This window comes from Paenibacillus cookii, from assembly GCF_018333375.1.
GTDB classification, from domain to species: Bacteria; Bacillota; Bacilli; order Paenibacillales; family Paenibacillaceae; genus Paenibacillus_AQ; species Paenibacillus_AQ cookii.
Genome location: NZ_BORW01000004.1, coordinates 193,334 through 209,821, shown reverse-complemented (window position 1 = coordinate 209,821; position 16,488 = coordinate 193,334). Strand labels below are relative to the sequence as shown.

Sequence of the window (16,488 nt, the reverse complement as noted above, 5' to 3'; positions counted from 1 at the left end):
GAATTTTTCATATGTTGAAATATTAATTAAAGGACCGGACCCCGTGTCCGTATGCCCCGCCTACAAACAAAAAAGCGGCCTGCAAGGGCCGCTTTTTTCGCCTTCGTCAGCCCGCCGGCCGATCAGGTTTTACCCACCCAATCTTCTCCGGCGACCTTCTTCCAGCGGGCACGTATGTGTTCGTATTCCGGGCCGGACAACGTGCTCGTGCGCAGCAGCTCGGCGTTTTCCGCCCATCTTCCCGGCTTTTGCGTGCCGACCACCGCCGTATGCACGCCGGATACGGTCAAAGCGAAACGAAGCGCCGTTGCGACGGCCCGGTCATGATCCGCCAGGAAGTCATATCCGAGCTCTTTCAGCCGTTGCCAGTAGACGTAAGGATATGCTTTTTCGGACAACGTCTCGTAAGTCCAGGCGACATTGGCCACGGGCCTTTTCGCGACCACGCCCATTTGCCTTTCCTCGGCCTCCGGCAGCACCAAATCGATCGCTTCCTGGTCGGCAATGTTGAGCGATATCATCAAGCTGTCGAACAAGCCGGTTTGCACCGCGTAACGGGCATCGGTCCGGTCGCCGCTGTAGCCGATAAACCGCGTTTTCCCCTGCTGCTTCGCCTTTTGCAGCACCTCGATCACCGCGCCTTGGCGCAGTATTTTTTCCGAGCAGCTGTGCAGGTGGATGACGTCCACGTAATCCGTGCGGAGTCGCTTCAGGCTGCGGTCAATGCTTTTTTCCAGCATCGCGGGGTTCCAGTCCTCGTCTTCGAAACCGACCGAATGGCCGCATTTCGTGAACAAATAATAATCGTCCCTGCGGCGGGATAACGCCTTGCCGATCAGTTCCTCGCTGTCGCCGTTGCATTCCGCCGTATCAATGACGTTCAGTCCGGCGTCCAGCGCTTCGTTCAGCAGCTTTTCGACCTTGGCCAAGTCGGTTTCGGACCCGATTTCCGAGCCGCCGAAGCCAAGAATGCTGACTTCCATCCCCGTTTTGCCAAAAATACGCTTTTCCATCTTCCAGCCTCCTTATTCATCATACGTGATGTGAACCAGGTATCCTTCCGGCGAGAGCGTCTTGCTGATCAATCCTGCAGCATCCATTCGTTAAAAACCGTAAATGCTCATGCCTCCATCGACAAGGAGGGTTTGCCCGGTCATGTAGTTGGCCGCGTCCGAAGCCAGGAACACGACGGGTCCGACGACCTCCTCCAACTGCCCCACCCGATTGAGCGGCGTGCGGTCCAGAATGTCCTTCACATATTGTTCGTCGCTTAAAAGCTTTTCGGTCAGCGGCGTCCGGAAATACCATGGGCCGACGGCATTGACCAAAATCCCGTACTTTCCCCATTCCAGCGCCAAAATTTTCGTCATATGGATCAGCGCCGCTTTGGTTGAGCCGTATACCACGCCGGTGCGAAGCGCCGTATGGCCCCCGACGGACGAAATGTTGATGATTTTGCCGCCGCCGTGGTCTTTCATGTAACGTCCCGCCGTCTGCGACGCGATAAACGCGGACTTCAGATTCGTCTGCATGATCGTCTCCCATTCGTCGTCCGTCACTTCCAGCGCCGGCGTGCGGATGTTCATTCCCGCATTGTTCACCAAAATATCGAGTCGTCCGGCTTCGGCGATCAGCTTGTCAAAAGCGCCCTCGATTTCTTCCCGCACCGTAACGTCCGCAGGAATGACATAAGGCTTGGCATTCGTATGTTTGCGGATGAGTTCCGCCGTTTCCTCCAAATCGGCTGCCGTCCGCGACACCAAAGCGACGTCGCATCCCGATTCCGCCAGCCCGACGGCAAGCGCCCTGCCGATGCCGCGTCCCGCGCCCGTCACGAGCGCCGTTTTTCCTTCAAGCTTAAACGATGGCAAATACATGCTGTAAACGCTCCTCTCCATCCTGTCCTGTTTTAATTTATGGCATGAACTTTGTGCGACGTAAAATATTGGCTGACGTTCCCGCTCGACGGATGGATTTTCTCCTCGAATTGCTGACCCGTATATCCGCCGATCACTTTCCGCCAAAATGCCTGGGCGGGCAGGTTTTTTTTCACCTGGGTCACTTTCCACCGTCCCTGGAAGCGGTCGAAGAGCTCGCATGCAGCCCAGCTTCCCAATCCGCAGCGGCGGTATTTTTGCATAACGAAAAATTCGGTCATGTAATAGTCGCCTTCCTCCGGTTCCGTTAAACGGTCCACGAGCGCAAAGCCGGCGGGATGTCCCCCATGCGTCATCAGAAAAGGATATTTCCCCGTCCCCCTTCTCCAATAGTCGTCCAGGCCCGGATAACCGGGAAACACGCCGTCCTGGTTCACTTCCAAATTCGTATATAGGGTGAAATCATATAAATACAGCTGCATCAGGCCGGCAATGACCTGTTTTCGCCGCGCGGGCACGAGATCCAATCTGAAATCCACGAATTCACCTCTTTTTATCATGCAGGTATGTAGATCGTATCATATCCAATATATAACTTTGGCCGCCGCGGAGCAAGGTGAACCATTTTGGCCGATCTTTCAAGCGCCTTGCGAGCCGCCCGAACGGATCCTATGGTAAAATAATCTTGTGAAGACCAACTAGACTCGAGGTGATGCCCGCATGAACGTACAAAAAGAAATCGACCGGATCAAGCTTGACGAAAAAGTACTGGGCATGCCGTGGTTTGTCCAGCAGTTTATCGACTACAAGCTGCCGGATCTGTCCCCCTCCACGCTTCTCGAATATGTGAGGGACTATGAAACGTTTTTTGGCTGGTTGCGTTCCGAAGGGCTTTCGAGCGCATCGGACAACAAAGACGTCACGCTGCAGGAGCTGGAAGTGCTCCGGATGGAGAACGTCACCAGCTACCGGATTTTTCTCGCGACCAAACGGGAAGGGGCCAATTCCCGCATTACCGTGTCCCGGAAGCTTTCCTCCCTCCGATCGTTGTTTCATTATTTAAGCCAAATTGCGGAGGACGAGGAGTTTTATCCCTTGCTGAAACGAAACATCATGGCAAAAATCGAAATCAAACGGATCCACAAACCGAAAGATACCGCCGCCAAGCTGAAAGGCAAAATTCTCGAAGAAGACGAGCTGCTCGAGTTTATCGGCTACATTCTCGAAGGCTATGCCAAGGACGTCGAAAACAATAAACAGGCGCTGTATGCCCATGAGCTGAACAAAGAACGGGATGCCAGCATTACGAGCCTTATTTTGAATTCCGGCCTGCGGGTGTCCGAGGTCGTGAACTTGAACGTGGACGATATCGATTTGAACAACAAAATGCTGTACGTTTACCGCAAGGGCAACAACGACGAAACCTTCAAAACCCCGGTTTATTTCCGGGAGCAAGCCAAAGACGATTTGATGGCCTACCTGAATCTGCGGCAAACCCGCTATAAGGCGCCCAAAAAAGAAAAAGCGCTGTTCCTCGCTCTCGCCAACGGCCAAAACGAAGGCAGACGCATGACGAAACGGGCGATCCAGGCAATGATCATCAAATACGCCAAACGGTTCGGCAAACCTTATTTAACGGTCCATAAGCTCCGCCATTCTTTTGCCACGGACTATTACTTGCAAAACGACATTTACAAAACGAAGGAACAGCTCGGGCACGCTTCGACCGAAACGACCGAAGTATATGCCCATCTGACCGACAAAACGATGTCCGAAGCCATTGAACGGCGCGTGGATGCTTGATCCGTAATCGCTTCTCCAGCAGCAAAAAAAGGGAAGACCTGAGAATAAGGTTTTCCCTTTTTTTCGCAAGGCTAAACACCTCTCGCAAATCGATGTGCCGCGGCCTCTATATCTAGTTTTGGATATCCTTTCTTACCGCGTCCCTCCATTTTAGGATGCCTCGGATTGCATTTTCTTCTCCGCCGCGATAAAGATCCTCGATCGTCATGGACCATGACCTGGAGGTACGCTTTCTTTGCCGGCTAGGCAGGGGATTCGTTATTTTGCCTGCCTTTGAAACCAGTTCCCTGTTTTTCTCGAGAATACGCTCCGTGCTCCAGCGATGATCGTATGCATCCGTGAACAGCTCTGCCAGAAGCTTGTACCCTTCCTCGGTATAGTTAGAGGGATGCTGGATCATATAACATGAAACAAGCCAAAAATGCAAGGCATACATCTCGGGATCACGATGTTCCCAAGCAAGCGGATAATGAAACATCTCAAAGCAGGAAAGTCCGTCGGTTTCCGCCGCCCCGCATTCCATGCACTTGCCGTTTTCCATGACCGTATCGATATCGACCATCTGCCGACCCTCCTCTACAAAAAATCGCTCTATTATAAGCTTACTCTATAACGTTGCGTGAGGGTCAAGAGGCAAGCGACGAACGGAGGCTGATCAAAACAAGCCGACTAACAAAAAGTTTATGGAGATGGCGCTGAATTTGCGATCTGCCGAAGCATCCAGTCCGTGATTCGACGATGATCGTCTTTGCCGAACCGCACAAGATGTTCGCGAGGTTCCCCGGCCGAGAATACCTGCGCCTCCGGCAGCCAACTGACGACGCCCGCTACGTTTTCCAACTCCCAAATCAGCTCCGCATCTTCGGCTCTTCTTACCATGACAAGCTTGGGATAACGCTCCTTCTTGAAGCCTTCCACCAGAATGACCTCATAGCCGCCAAAATCTTCGATGAGCTTCTCCAAAGACGTTTCTTCTTCGCGGATGACCGCCGTTTTCCGCGGGGACACGAGCGCGATCGCCGCTGCCCCGGCGGCCCGGTGGCGGTAGGAATCGGTGCCCGGATGGTCCATTTCGAAATCATGGGCGTCATGTTTGATGACCGCCACGCGGCGGCCCTCCGCCTTCAGCCTTTCGACCAGCGCGCAGACGAGCGTCGTTTTGCCGCTGTTTTTGTAGCCGACGATTTGGCACACAAACGGTTTTTTCACAGCCTGTTTCCTTTCAGCATCAATATGTTCACTTTCGAGCCGGCGGGCGTCGCCTCTTTGGCCGGCGGAACGACGATAAGGCAATCGCTGTCCTTGATCGTCACCATGACGCTCGATTCGTCGACCGCTGCCGGTATGGCGTACAACACGCCGTCCCTGGCTTCAACGCTGCCCCGGACGTAACGCGTAAAAGCGTTCACTTTCGTATAGTCGCGGTCCAGCACCGCCGTCCATTCCGTAAGATAAGGCTGCTCGCTTCCCAGCGCCTGCTGGATGAATGGCCGCACAAACAGCTCGAACCCGACGAAACACGCCCCGGGATTGCCGGATAGGGCAAACAAAAGCTTTCCGTTTTTCACCGCAGCCGTCGTGACGCTTCCGGGACGCATCGCGATTTTGTTATACAGCATGTCCACGCTGCCGCTCCGCACGAAGTCGCCCATGATATCGTAGTCGCCGACGGACACGCCGCCGCTCGTCACGACCGCGTCATATTCCTGCAGCGCCTTTTCCACCTTGGCTTTGGCAAGCGGGAGCTCGTCCATGACGGCTTCCAATATAAACGGCTCGCCGCCGGCCTCGCGCACCTGGGAGGCCAACATATACGTATTGCTGTTGCGGATTTTTCCCGGCTGGAGCGGCTCGTCCACGGTTAAGAGTTCGGAGCCGGTCGAAAAAATGGCGATGCGCGGTTTCCGATAGACGGGCACCCGATGAACGCCAAACGAAGCGAGCACCGAAATTTCGCCGGCCCGGATCCGGCGTCCGGGACGGAGCAGGATCTCCCCTTCCTGCACTTCAAAGCCGATCGGCGTCACGTTTTTCCCGGGTTCGATGCTTCGCTTGAGTCCCATTTGCATCCGTCCCCCATGTTCGCGAAGCTCGGTCATTTCCAGCATCACCACCGCATCCGCGCCTTCCGGCACCTGGGCTCCCGTCATGATGCGGGCGGCGGTGCCTGGCGTGATCGTTTTCCCGGAGACGGAGCCGCAAGGGATCTCGTCGATGACGTCCAGCCAGACCATTCGATCCGAGCCGGCGCTTGCCGTATCCTCCGATCGGACGGCGTACCCGTCCATGCCGGAACGGCGGAAACGCGGAAACGGATGCGGGGCCCGGATTTCCTCCGCCAAATACCGGCCATCGCTTTCTTCCAAAGGAACCGTTTCGATGGGACCGGGTTTCCCGTACGCCGCGAGCAACTGCTGGGCGGCTTTGACTTGCAGCGGTTTGCGGTGGAATTTATCGCGATCGTCTTTCGTTTGCATGTTCATGTCGTAAACACCTTCCTCTTCTCGTTCACCCAATACACTCATGCCTCTATCATGACACAAAAAAACGCACGAATCCATGCTTCGTGCGTTGCTTTTCCCGTCATCTCCGCGACCTTCGCGTTATTTTTCCCGAACCGACCCTCGTTTTAGGCTTGGTGTACGACTTTTTCGGTGAATCAAACAAGCCGCCCGACCCGCTTCCGCGGGATATTTTCCCCCTCGATGGGGTGGTCGAATCCGGTTTGCGGTCAAAGATGCTGCCCCCTGAGCCGACGCTCGAATCCCCTCCGCTCGAACCCCGGCGGAAGATCGAACCCTTTTTCTCCACCGTCAGCGGAGGCGCTACCTTTTTGTCGCTGGAAGTCGGGGCGTGGTACGTCCCTTGTTTCGGCTGGTAAATGTCGCGGCTGGAATACCCCCGGTATCCGCCGCCCCCGCCGAACGAATCGAATAGATGCCCGATGAGCGCTGCCGTCAGATAGCCCTGCAGGAAGCTCGAATCGTAGTTTTTCTGGACGTATTCCTGGGAATCCACTTCGATCAGCGTATCGGTTTCCTTTTTGGGATCCTTTTGCAGATGATAATAATCATGGCCGTAAACGAGAAACATATGCTCGGCGTCCTCTTTGGACATTTGGTCCGGCGTTTTCTCGTCCGATAGTTCCTTTGCCACTTCCGGGACGGTTTTATCCGCTGCGCGGTATACGTACGAGGTCGCATTGCCGCTTCGGTTCACCGATTCCAAAGGATACGTTTCCTTCACGTTCGGAGCGCCGATTCCGCACCCGGTCAAAAGCGACATGACAAGGCTGATGACAAGCAGGATTTTCAAGCTGAGCAGCGACCGCCCGTGTCGTCCTTTCATACGATCACTCCTAATTGGCCCGGATGACCCTTACGTCTCCCGGCAGCACTTTCTCTCCTTCGTAAAGCATGAAACGCCCGTTTTGCCATTCGATCCGCACCAGCCGGTAATCGTCCGATTGGTACTGCCAGACGTGCTGCGCGCCGCTTTGGGTAAACGGCGTTTTGCCGTTGATCATGACATGGCCTTCGTATTCTTCTTCCAGATAAAAAATCTTGTCGTCCAATTCCAGCTCGGTCGGAACCTCGCTCGGATTGTCGAGGCGTCCGTCGAGCGGACTGTACAGCGCATATTGCAGCGTTTCGCGCTCTTCGATGTGCAAATACATGATGGTGTTGCCGTCCTGAAGCGTAAGGACAACGGCGTTGCGTCCGCGGTTATGGACCCTTCCCGTCACTTCGTACGTCACCAGGGACACTTCGCAAATATCCCCCGGCATCAGGGATAGCATGCTTTTTTCCGCTTTCGGCGGCTCGGGTTTGGCAAACAGGTTGCCGATACGTTTAAATACGCTCATAATGTGATAACTCCTTACGTTCCATACTTAGTCTGCGACGAAACTCTAAATTATAGGCAGGCGGTAATAATTAACGCCCCTACCAGGTGGAGCGAGCCCGCAAACAAGCCGTAACCGATCTTTCCCTGCTGCGTGCCGACGTCCAGCTCCAGTTTGGCCCATACCCGGAGAAGCACCCGGACGACGGCCTCCAATACAAGCAAGATCAGGAACGAAATGATGGAAACCATGATGGCATCCAGCAAATTGTTGGATGTGCTAATGGATGCGGACAAAATGTAACCTTGCGCAAGCAGCTTCAGCACAAGTCTTGTCGTCACCGCCATGTTGCCCGCCTTGACTTCCTCAAAGTCCTTGTATCTCGTGAACAGCGAGTCCACAAACATAAGAATAAACAGGAGCAGGGCTCCGGATCCTGTCCAAACGAGGATCGCCATAATCGTGTTAAAATCCATTGACACGTGCCTCCACAGGTCAGCTTTTTTCGTTGTTACAACAGAGCAGCGAAGGGGGACATGGATGGTGCACAATCCCCTTCGCTGCTTTTACAAACTTACGCTTCAATTTCGGACGGTATTACTTGTTTTCGTATTGTTTCATCAGAGCGGCAAGCTCGTCTTCCACGGCTTTGTCTTTGCCGAGCTGTTCGAACTCGTCGTCAAGGGATTTGCCTTTGGAGGACATTTCGTTGCTTGCTTCGGCTTGCGCCTCCATTTGCAGCATTTTTTCTTCCATGCGCTTCATGCCGCTTGTAGCGCTGTCCGTGCTGAAGCCCTGCATTGCTTTGTTGATTTCGGTTTGCGCTTTCGCTGCGTTATAACGGGCTACCAGCGTCTCGCGCTTGTTTTTCATTTCGGTCAGCTGCTTGCGCATTTCGTCCAGCTTGTTTCGAAGGTTGTCGGCAGCGGCTTTGTTTTGGTCGTAGCTTGCTTTGTATTCCGCCATTTTTTGTTCCGCGGCTTTCTTTTCTTCCAGGGCGCGGCGCGCCAGTTCCACGTTTTGAGCTTGTGCGGCCGTATGGGCTTGCTGGGTGCGCTTTTCGACGAGCGCTTGTTGTTCTTCGTAGAGCTGCTTGAATTTTTTCTCGATCGCGATTTGCGCGGCTACCGCTTTCTCCGCATCCTCAAGATCTTCCGTCATATCGCGGATGTATTGGTCGGTCATTTTCACCGGATCTTCCGCTTTATCGATAATAGCGTTAATGTTGGACATCGTCAGGTCGCGTAATCTTTTAAAAATTGCCATCGTGTCGTTTCCTCCTAAAAAGGGTTTAAGTTTGTTCTTTATGATATTCTTTTACGGCGCAAAACCGAAGTCGTTTCAAAAATCGAAAAAAATTTTTTCGCTTCTCAGAAACCGCGAAGGTACTGTTTCGGAATTTTGGCGCTGCCCTCCAGCGCCTGCGAAGCATGCAACGCCCAATAAGGGTCCTTCAGCATGCCGCGGCCGACCGCGACCAAATCCGCCTGCCCGTTCAGCACCACGTTCTGGGCATCCTCGAAACCTTCAAGCCGTCCGACGGCAATGACCGGTACGTTCAGCTTTTCCTTCAGCTGTTCGGCCAGATTCACTTGGTAACCGGGACCGGATTTCGGTCCTCCGTTGGAACCGACCGGACCTTCCCCACCAGACGACACGTGAAAAATATCCACTCCCGCATCCCGGTAACGGCGGCATACTTCGGCAATGTATTCTATGCCGTATCCCCCGTCGACGTACTCCTGCGCAGAAACGCGCATAATGACGGGCATCTCTTCGGGCACCGCCTCCTTGACGGCTTTGACGACCTCTTCGCCAAAAAGGGGCAAATCCTGCCCGTAGGCATCATCGCGCCGGTTCGTCAGCGGCGAATGGAATTGATGGATCAGATACCCGTGCGCGCCGTGGATTTCAACCGTGTCGAAGCCCGCTTCCACGGCCCTTCTCGCAGCTTCCTTATAAGCCTGCACAAGTTCCTTCACTTCTTCGGTGGTCAGCGCCCGCGGGGTGCGGTATTTCTCGTCAAAACGGATCGCGGAAGGCGCTACCGGCGGGCTTGCGTCTTCGGCTTTTCGTCCGGCGTGCCCCAGCTGAATGCCGATCCGCGTGCCGTACGTATGTACTTCGTTTACGATTTTACGGTATGCGGGGATCTGCTCGTCGCTCCAAATTCCCGTATCCCGGTTCGTGATGCGCCCATCCGGATGCACTGCCGTCATCTCGACGATGATCAGTCCTGTTCCGCCGACCGCCCTGGAAACATAATGCACAAAATGCCAGTTGTTAGGAACGCCATCTTCAGCCTGTACCGAATATTGGCACATCGGAGGCATCACGATCCGATTTTTTAATGACAATCCCTTTAATACATAAGGTGTAAATAAATCCGCCATGCTTAAGTCTCCTTTCAGCGAGCTTTAGTCTTGTGGTTATGCCTATATCTTGCTCAACAGGACAAGTTTGCACACATTATTATACACCTTCGGCCCGGAATGTTGGCAATATGCGGCATGGATTTGGCCCATCCATCATAATTCCTTCCAATTCGGGACATAACAGTAGAGACCGTTTCATTTATGAGCACACCGCCGAAAGGAGCCGATGACCGTTATGAGAAACGCCTATCTCGGCAAAGCCTGTTTGGGGCTGCTTCTGATCAGCCTCCTTTGCCCAGACCCCGGCCTTCAAGCGGCAAAGCTGACAGAACCCTCTCCCTCCCATCCCGCCAAGGAAACCGGCGCAACCAGCCGGGCGGAAAAAGGACAGGAGAACCAGACGCTGACCTTGGGTCAGCTGATCAAAAAATATCCGGATACGTTCAAAATCCACGGCCCCCGCGTCAAGCAAATCGCCCTCACGTTCGACGACGTCCCGGATCCCCGGTTTACGCCGCAGGTGCTTCGCATCTTGTCCGAAAACAAAGTGAAAGCGACGTTTTTTGTCGTCGGCAGCCGGGCCAAAAAACACCCCGACCTTGTCGCCCGCATCGTCCGGGAGGGACATGTCATCGGAAATCATTCCTATAACCATCCCCAGTTCCACAAGTTGACCATGTCCGAATACATGGACCAAATCATCCGAACGGAAAACATTTTGTACGGCATGACCGGCTACAAGCCGAAGCTCATCCGGCCGCCTTACGGGGACATTACCGAAAACCAGCTGCGCTGGGCCAAGCGGGAAGGATACAAAATCGTGAACTGGAACGTGGATTCGCTGGATTGGAAAGGCATCGGCAAAAACACCGTCAAAAAAAACATCATGACCGCCGCCGGGCAAGGCTCCATCATTCTGCAGCATGCCGGAGGCGGAAGCACTTCCGATTTGACCGGCACGATCGAAGCCTTGCCGGAAGTCATTCGCGAGCTGAAGCAAAAGGGATACACGTTCGTGACCGTGCCTAAGCTGCTGAAAATCCAGAAAGACAAATGACGCTTCAAACGCAAAACAGCCTCCGCGAATTTATCGCAGAGGCTGTTTTGGCGTTCCGGTATATAGGCAGATGACGGGATGCCATCTTATTTAATGAAATACAGTTCGACGTCCTGGAAACCGAAGTTGCTGACCGACTGAGGGCTTCCCGGCACGAAAATGTCGATGCGGTTGCCTTTGATCGCGCTGCCGGTATCGCTGGCCGTGGCCACGAAAGCTTTTTTCGGAAGGCCCGGGAAGCTGTGCCCCGTTACGAGCACTTTCGTGCCGAGCGGAATGACGGACGGGTCGACCGCGATCGTGCCGAGCTCCAAGGGGTTCCCGAAATAGTCGACGGCTCCCCATTTGCCGTTTTCGCTGGCGGCCGAGGAATATGCCGTCGCTTTCACTTTCAGCGTTTTGTTGTAAGCGAAGGTTTTGCCCCAAGCTTCGACGACTTTTTCGCCGGAATCGACGTTAAGCGATGCGGTAATCGCCACCGGCGCAGGATCGGCATAGGCTTTCATCGTTTCGCCGGTAGGTATGTTCAGCTTCAATCCGGCGTAAATGTTGGTTGCCGGTATGTTCGGATTTGCGTTCATCAATTGGTTCAGGTTCACGCCGTATTGTTTCGATAGCGTATAGTAAGTGTCGCCTTCCTTGGCTACATGGACGGAATCCGCATGGACCGGCACGGCCTGTACCGCCAAGGCGATGCCAAGCGCCGCTGCAAAAATCTTCATTTTCATAAATCTCTTTTTCATAGTTCCTCCTTAAAATCCTTCATGCCTGCGAGGTTAGCTGTCGGGTTCGGATTGAGGAGACAACCCTACGATCGAATACGATTCACCCCAAGTGAACATGGTGATTCACGGTGGAAATGGTCCCCCGCACTTTTCGTTCCAAAGTTTTGGCTCATTCAATATATCACAATTTTGTAACCTGTGCGCATGAAAATGTTACCAAATTGCAACCTTCCACCAAAAAAGTGCCGTTATCAAGGCGTTTTCGCGCTAAAAGACTTCGAAAAAAATGAAGCAAAAGTTACAATCGGCACAAAAAAAGCCCCGGGCAGGAAACGAAGCCCGAAGCTTGAAAATATGGATTTTCTATAGTACCTTGCTCAAAAAGTCTTTGGTTCGCGGATTTTGCGGATTGTTGAACACTTCGGCAGGCGTTCCTTCTTCCATGATTTTACCGCCGTCCATAAAGATTATGCGGTCTCCGACCTCTCTGGCGAAGCCCATCTCGTGCGTCACGATGACCATCGTCATGCCGCCTTCGGCAAGCTTTTTCATGACCTCCAGCACCTCGCCGACCATCTCGGGATCCAGCGCCGACGTCGGTTCGTCGAACAGCATCACGTGAGGCTGCATGGCCAGCGCCCGCGCGATGGCGATCCGCTGCTTCTGGCCTCCGGAAAGCTGGGAAGGATAAGCATCCTTTTTGTCTTCCAGCCCGACGGTTCGCAGCAGGTCCATCGCGATTTTTTCAGCTTCGCCCTGCGGCATCTTTTTCACTTTGATCGGAGCCAGCGTAATGTTCTGCAGCACCGTTTTATGCGGGAAGAGGTTAAACTGCTGGAACACCATGCCCATTTTTTCGCGGGTCAGGTTGATGTTATGCCGTTTTCCGGTGATCGACTCGCCTTCAAACGTGATTTCGCCGCTCGTGGGAGCTTCCAGCAAGTTCAGGCAGCGGAGGAAGGTGCTTTTCCCCGATCCGCTCGGGCCGATGACGACGACGACCTCCCCTTTCGCGATTTCGATGTCGACGCCTTTCAAAATCTCCAGTTTTCCGTACGATTTATGCAGATCTTTAACGGTGATCATCCGTTCTTAACCTCCTTTCGAACAAACCAAGCAGCTTGGAAAGCAAAAACGTCATGATGAAATAAATTACGGCGATGATCAGCAGCGGTTTAAGGTAATCATACGTGATGGTGTTGACGGCCCCGGCTTGATACATCAAATCGCCGACCCCGATAAAGGACACGATCGAAGATTCTTTGATAATGGTAATGAATTCGTTGCCGATCGCCGGCAGCACGCTTTTAACAGCTTGTGGAAGGACGATATGCCTCATCGTCATGGCTTTGCTCATCCCGAGCGAACGGGCGGCTTCGGCCTGCCCTTTGTCGACGCCTTGAATGCCCGCCCGGAAAATTTCCGCCAAATAAGCGGAGCTGTTGATCGTTAACGTAATGGCGCCCGACTCAATGGCTGAAAATTTGATGCCGAACGAGACGAGCCCGTAATGGATGATGAACAGCTGAACGAGCATCGGCGTTCCCCTCAAAAATTCAACCCAGACGGATCCGATGAAGCGAAGAACCCGAATCCGGGACATCCGCAGCAGCGAAACCAGCATGCCGAGTATAAAACCGCAAAAAACGCCGATGACCGCAAGCAGCAACGTGTATTGAACTCCCGTAAAGAAATAGGAGCGATACGTCCAAAAAATATTAAAAATGTCCATGTAACGGTCTGTTCCTCCTTATAATACTGGGACCGGGGCTTATGAAGCAGCACGGAACCCCTCATAGATTCGACATGCCGCCGGCACCCCGGGGCAGAAAAAATAGCGGAAATGGCTTCCGCATATTTTTCCTCCGTGCCTATTTATTATGTCGCCGAATTTATTTTTGCGCGGCGAGGTCGCTTGCCTCGGATACGAATTGATCGATTTTGTTTTCCGATTTCAGGCGGTCCAGCGTTTTGTTGATCTGTTCGAGAAGTTCTTTGTTGCCTTTTTTCACGCCGATGGCATAACCGTCTTCTTCGTATTCCGGCACGGCTTCGGCAATCGTCAGACCTTTGACGTTTTTAATGAAAGCTTCCGCAACCGGCTTTTCCATGATAGATGCGTCGACGCGGCCGGAGTTCAGCTGCATGATGATGTCGTTGATTTTGCCGAGGCCGGTGATTTGGGCTCCAGGAATGGTTTTGGCGATATCTTCCTGGATCGAACCGGTCTGGATGCCAAAGGATACGCCTTTAAGCGAGTCCATCGTTTTGTATTTGTCTTTGTCTGCTTCGCGGACGACGACGGCTTGCTGCGCTTTATAATAGTTGTCGGAGAAATCCACCTGTTTTCTGCGGGTTTCGTCCGGGGTCATCCCGGAAATGACGAAGTCGACGCGGCCCGTGGACAATTCGCCGAGCAGCGCTTTGAAGTCCATGTCCTTCACTTCCAGCGTCGCGCCCATGTCAGAGGCGATTTCTTTGGCGATTTCGATGTCGAAACCGACGATCTGGTCTTTGCCGTCAATCATTTTGTGGAATTCGTAAGGCGGAAAATCGGCGCTTGTTCCAAGAACGATCGTTTTCGCTTCCGTTTTGCCGCCGGTTTGGCCGGCGTCCTGTTCGGACGATTTATTGCCGCAGCCAGCGATCAAACTTCCCGCCAACACCAGGCATACCGTTAAAATACCCCATTTTTTCATGATCTATCTCCCCTTGTTCTTTGTCTTTGTTTGATTGGATTAACGCTAGTATGGACTTGATGGCATGTCGCAATCAGCTTTCAGAAAACATGTTTTATCGTACAACAAACTGCATTTTTATGCAATGTATTTTCACGTAATTTCATCTAATTACAATATATTTCCAGACACTCGGACCTATCCGTTTCATTTCGACTTTAGATTGGTAATTAACCTACATGATACATTGCCTAATCATGCTTCGGAGCATACTACCGTTACGAGCGACCGCATGATTGGCAGCATATAGAGGATTTATTGGAGGTGCAGTGTCATGCTATTGGAGGCTTTATACCACGTGCCCCGCAACAAGTGGGCTTATGCTTACGATCCGCGGACCATTCATTTGAGATTCCGAACGAAGAAAAACGACGTGACTTCGGTCGTCGCAATGACCGGGGACAAATACGACTGGAAGGCCACCTATTTTGAAATTACGATGGACAAGGCGGCCTCCGACGAAATGTTCGATTATTGGGAGGCGGCAGTCAAGCCCAAATACAAACGTTTATCTTACGGGTTCCGCATTTCGGCCGGCTCCGAAACGGTGTACATGGTCGACAGCGGCATTTACCGGAATTGTCCGCCTCCGCCGGGTGGATATTACGAATTCCCGTACATACATGAAATCGATGTGTTCAAAGTGCCGGATTGGGCCAAGGATGCCGTCTTCTATCAAATCATGCCCGAACGGTTCGCGAACGGCGACCCGCGCAACGATCCGCCGGGAACCGAAGCCTGGGGCGGCAATCCGAAAACGGACAACTACTTCGGAGGAGACCTCCAAGGGGTGCTGGACCATCTGGACGATCTGGCGGATCTGGGCATTAACGCCATTTATTTTACGCCGCTGTTCAAGTCGCCGTCCAACCACAAATACGACATCGTCGATTATAAGCAGGTCGACCCGCACTTTGGGGACAATGAGCTGCTCAAGCGGGTGGTCGACGCATGCCACGCCAAAGGCATCCGGGTCATGCTCGACGCCGTGTTCAATCATTGCAGCGAGCAATTCCCGCCGTTCCAGGACGTGATCCGAAACGGGGAAAAATCGAAATATAAGGACTGGTTCCATATCAACAAATTTCCCGTCCGGGTCGAGAACGGAATCGCGACGTACGATACCTTCGGCTTTTTCGGGAACATGCCGAAATTCAACACGGCCAATCCCGAAGTCAAAGCCTATTTGCTCGACGTGGCCGAATATTGGATCAAAGAAATCAACCTGGACGGCTGGCGCCTGGACGTCGCGAACGAAATCGACCATCATTTCTGGCGCGATTTCCGAAACGTGGTCAAAAAAGCGAATCCGGAGGCGTATATCGTCGGAGAAGTATGGAGCGATTCGCTCGCTTGGCTTATGGGCGACCAATTCGATTCGGTGATGAATTACCCGTTTGCCGACAAAGTGCTGGAATTTTTTAACGGCGGCATGGACGGCGCGGCTTTTTCCGATCGCATGAGTTCGCTTCTGATGCGTTATCCCCAGCAGACGAACGAGGTCGTTTTTAACATGCTGTGCAGCCATGACACGCCGCGTTTGTTAACCCGGCTCGGCGGGGACAAACGAAAAATGAAGCTTTCCGTCGTGTTTCTTTTTACGTACATGGGAACGCCCTGCATCTTTTACGGCGATGAAGTCGGCCTTGCCGGCGACGGAGATCCGGACTGCCGCAAATGCATGATTTGGGAAAAGGACAAGCAGGACCGCGACTTATACGATTTCTACAAATTGATGATCGGTCTCCGCAAAACCCATAAGGCGCTGCGCGAAGGCAGATTCCGGTTCCTCAAAGCCGAGCCGGGAAACCCGTGCATCATCTACGAACGCGCCGACGACCAGGATCATTTTACGATCTGGATGAACAATACGGCGCAAAAGCAAACGCTGTCGCATCCGATGGAAGCCACGGATTGGCAGGACGCGTTAAGCGGGGAAAAGGTCTCGCCCGAAAACGGCGTCATGAACGTTGCCCTGGATCCTTACGGGTACCGCATACTATACCGGCGCATCGCCAAAAAGTAATTCGGCGGAACGAAAAAGAAGCGCTCGAAGTCTTGGATCAAGA

The 16,488-nt window shown here is 53.1% G+C and carries 18 protein-coding genes and 1 riboswitch; of the genes, 3 read left to right on the top strand and 15 right to left on the bottom strand.

Annotated elements, in window-relative coordinates; translation table 11 throughout:
- Positions 1-122: 122 nt before the first annotated feature.
- The 3 genes from KI367_RS06765 to KI367_RS06755 all read right to left on the bottom strand — a co-directional run bounded on the left by KI367_RS06765 (position 123) and on the right by KI367_RS06755 (position 2,359).
- Positions 123-1,013: an aldo/keto reductase gene (locus KI367_RS06765; protein WP_212948536.1), complete on the bottom strand. Its 891-nt coding sequence runs from the start codon at positions 1,011-1,013 to the stop codon at positions 123-125.
- Between the two features lie 90 nt (positions 1,014-1,103).
- On the bottom strand, positions 1,104-1,877 hold the full coding sequence (locus KI367_RS06760) for an SDR family NAD(P)-dependent oxidoreductase (RefSeq protein WP_212948535.1): 774 nt from the start codon (positions 1,875-1,877) through the stop codon (positions 1,104-1,106).
- Positions 1,878-1,909: 32 nt separating this feature from the next.
- The gene (locus KI367_RS06755) at positions 1,910-2,359 is read right to left on the bottom strand and encodes a GNAT family N-acetyltransferase (protein ID WP_246536730.1); all 450 of its coding nucleotides are present in this window, start codon (positions 2,357-2,359) and stop codon (positions 1,910-1,912) included.
- Between the two features lie 238 nt (positions 2,360-2,597).
- Between KI367_RS06755 and xerS the strand changes: the two genes are divergently transcribed.
- Positions 2,598-3,680: a tyrosine recombinase XerS gene (gene xerS / locus KI367_RS06750; protein ID WP_036712001.1), complete on the top strand. Its 1,083-nt coding sequence runs from the start codon at positions 2,598-2,600 to the stop codon at positions 3,678-3,680.
- Positions 3,681-3,792: 112 nt separating this feature from the next.
- Here xerS and KI367_RS06745 read toward each other — a convergent pair whose 3' ends face one another.
- The 8 genes from KI367_RS06745 to KI367_RS06710 all read right to left on the bottom strand — a co-directional run bounded on the left by KI367_RS06745 (position 3,793) and on the right by KI367_RS06710 (position 9,917).
- Positions 3,793-4,242, bottom strand: a complete 450-nt coding sequence (locus KI367_RS06745) for a DUF5946 family protein (protein WP_036711999.1) — start codon at positions 4,240-4,242, stop codon at positions 3,793-3,795.
- Positions 4,243-4,361: 119 nt separating this feature from the next.
- The gene (gene mobB, locus KI367_RS06740; protein ID WP_036711997.1) at positions 4,362-4,889 is read right to left on the bottom strand and encodes a molybdopterin-guanine dinucleotide biosynthesis protein B; all 528 of its coding nucleotides are present in this window, start codon (positions 4,887-4,889) and stop codon (positions 4,362-4,364) included.
- Positions 4,886-6,163 carry a molybdopterin molybdotransferase MoeA gene (locus KI367_RS06735; protein WP_212948533.1) on the bottom strand — a complete coding sequence of 426 codons (1,278 nt, stop codon included), beginning with the start codon at positions 6,161-6,163 and terminating at the stop codon, positions 4,886-4,888. The genes mobB and KI367_RS06735 overlap by 4 nt, the downstream gene beginning before the upstream one ends.
- A gap of 100 nt (positions 6,164-6,263) precedes the next feature.
- A complete protein-coding gene (locus tag KI367_RS06730; RefSeq protein WP_212948531.1) occupies positions 6,264-7,028 on the bottom strand; it encodes a DUF4247 domain-containing protein in 765 nt (254 codons plus the stop codon).
- Positions 7,029-7,038: 10 nt separating this feature from the next.
- The gene (locus tag KI367_RS06725; protein ID WP_036711992.1) at positions 7,039-7,545 is read right to left on the bottom strand and encodes a DUF4178 domain-containing protein; all 507 of its coding nucleotides are present in this window, start codon (positions 7,543-7,545) and stop codon (positions 7,039-7,041) included.
- A 50-nt stretch (positions 7,546-7,595) separates the two neighbouring features.
- The gene (locus KI367_RS06720) at positions 7,596-8,000 is read right to left on the bottom strand and encodes a DUF350 domain-containing protein (protein WP_036711990.1); all 405 of its coding nucleotides are present in this window, start codon (positions 7,998-8,000) and stop codon (positions 7,596-7,598) included.
- Positions 8,001-8,121: 121 nt separating this feature from the next.
- Entirely contained in the window at positions 8,122-8,790 is a 669-nt protein-coding gene (locus tag KI367_RS06715) for a PspA/IM30 family protein (RefSeq protein WP_036711989.1), read from the bottom strand.
- Positions 8,791-8,894: 104 nt separating this feature from the next.
- A complete protein-coding gene (locus tag KI367_RS06710) occupies positions 8,895-9,917 on the bottom strand; it encodes an NADH:flavin oxidoreductase/NADH oxidase (RefSeq protein WP_212948529.1) in 1,023 nt (340 codons plus the stop codon).
- A 217-nt stretch (positions 9,918-10,134) separates the two neighbouring features.
- Between KI367_RS06710 and KI367_RS06705 the strand changes: the two genes are divergently transcribed.
- Entirely contained in the window at positions 10,135-10,956 is an 822-nt protein-coding gene (locus tag KI367_RS06705; RefSeq protein WP_212948528.1) for a polysaccharide deacetylase family protein, read from the top strand.
- A gap of 86 nt (positions 10,957-11,042) precedes the next feature.
- Here KI367_RS06705 and KI367_RS06700 read toward each other — a convergent pair whose 3' ends face one another.
- The 4 genes from KI367_RS06700 to KI367_RS06685 all read right to left on the bottom strand — a co-directional run bounded on the left by KI367_RS06700 (position 11,043) and on the right by KI367_RS06685 (position 14,380).
- On the bottom strand, positions 11,043-11,699 hold the full coding sequence (locus tag KI367_RS06700; RefSeq protein WP_212948526.1) for a 3D domain-containing protein: 657 nt from the start codon (positions 11,697-11,699) through the stop codon (positions 11,043-11,045).
- A gap of 7 nt (positions 11,700-11,706) precedes the next feature.
- Positions 11,707-11,861, bottom strand: a riboswitch (cyclic di-AMP (ydaO/yuaA leader).
- A 183-nt stretch (positions 11,862-12,044) separates the two neighbouring features.
- Positions 12,045-12,767: an amino acid ABC transporter ATP-binding protein gene (locus KI367_RS06695; protein WP_212948525.1), complete on the bottom strand. Its 723-nt coding sequence runs from the start codon at positions 12,765-12,767 to the stop codon at positions 12,045-12,047.
- The gene (locus tag KI367_RS06690) at positions 12,754-13,413 is read right to left on the bottom strand and encodes an amino acid ABC transporter permease (protein WP_036711985.1); all 660 of its coding nucleotides are present in this window, start codon (positions 13,411-13,413) and stop codon (positions 12,754-12,756) included. The genes KI367_RS06695 and KI367_RS06690 overlap by 14 nt, the downstream gene beginning before the upstream one ends.
- Before the next feature lie 160 nt (positions 13,414-13,573).
- Complete coding sequence (locus tag KI367_RS06685; RefSeq protein WP_212948523.1) at positions 13,574-14,380, bottom strand: transporter substrate-binding domain-containing protein; 807 nt, start codon at positions 14,378-14,380, stop codon at positions 13,574-13,576.
- A 313-nt stretch (positions 14,381-14,693) separates the two neighbouring features.
- Between KI367_RS06685 and KI367_RS06680 the strand changes: the two genes are divergently transcribed.
- Complete coding sequence (locus KI367_RS06680; RefSeq protein ID WP_212948522.1) at positions 14,694-16,445, top strand: alpha-glycosidase; 1,752 nt, start codon at positions 14,694-14,696, stop codon at positions 16,443-16,445.
- Positions 16,446-16,488: the final 43 nt, after the last annotated feature.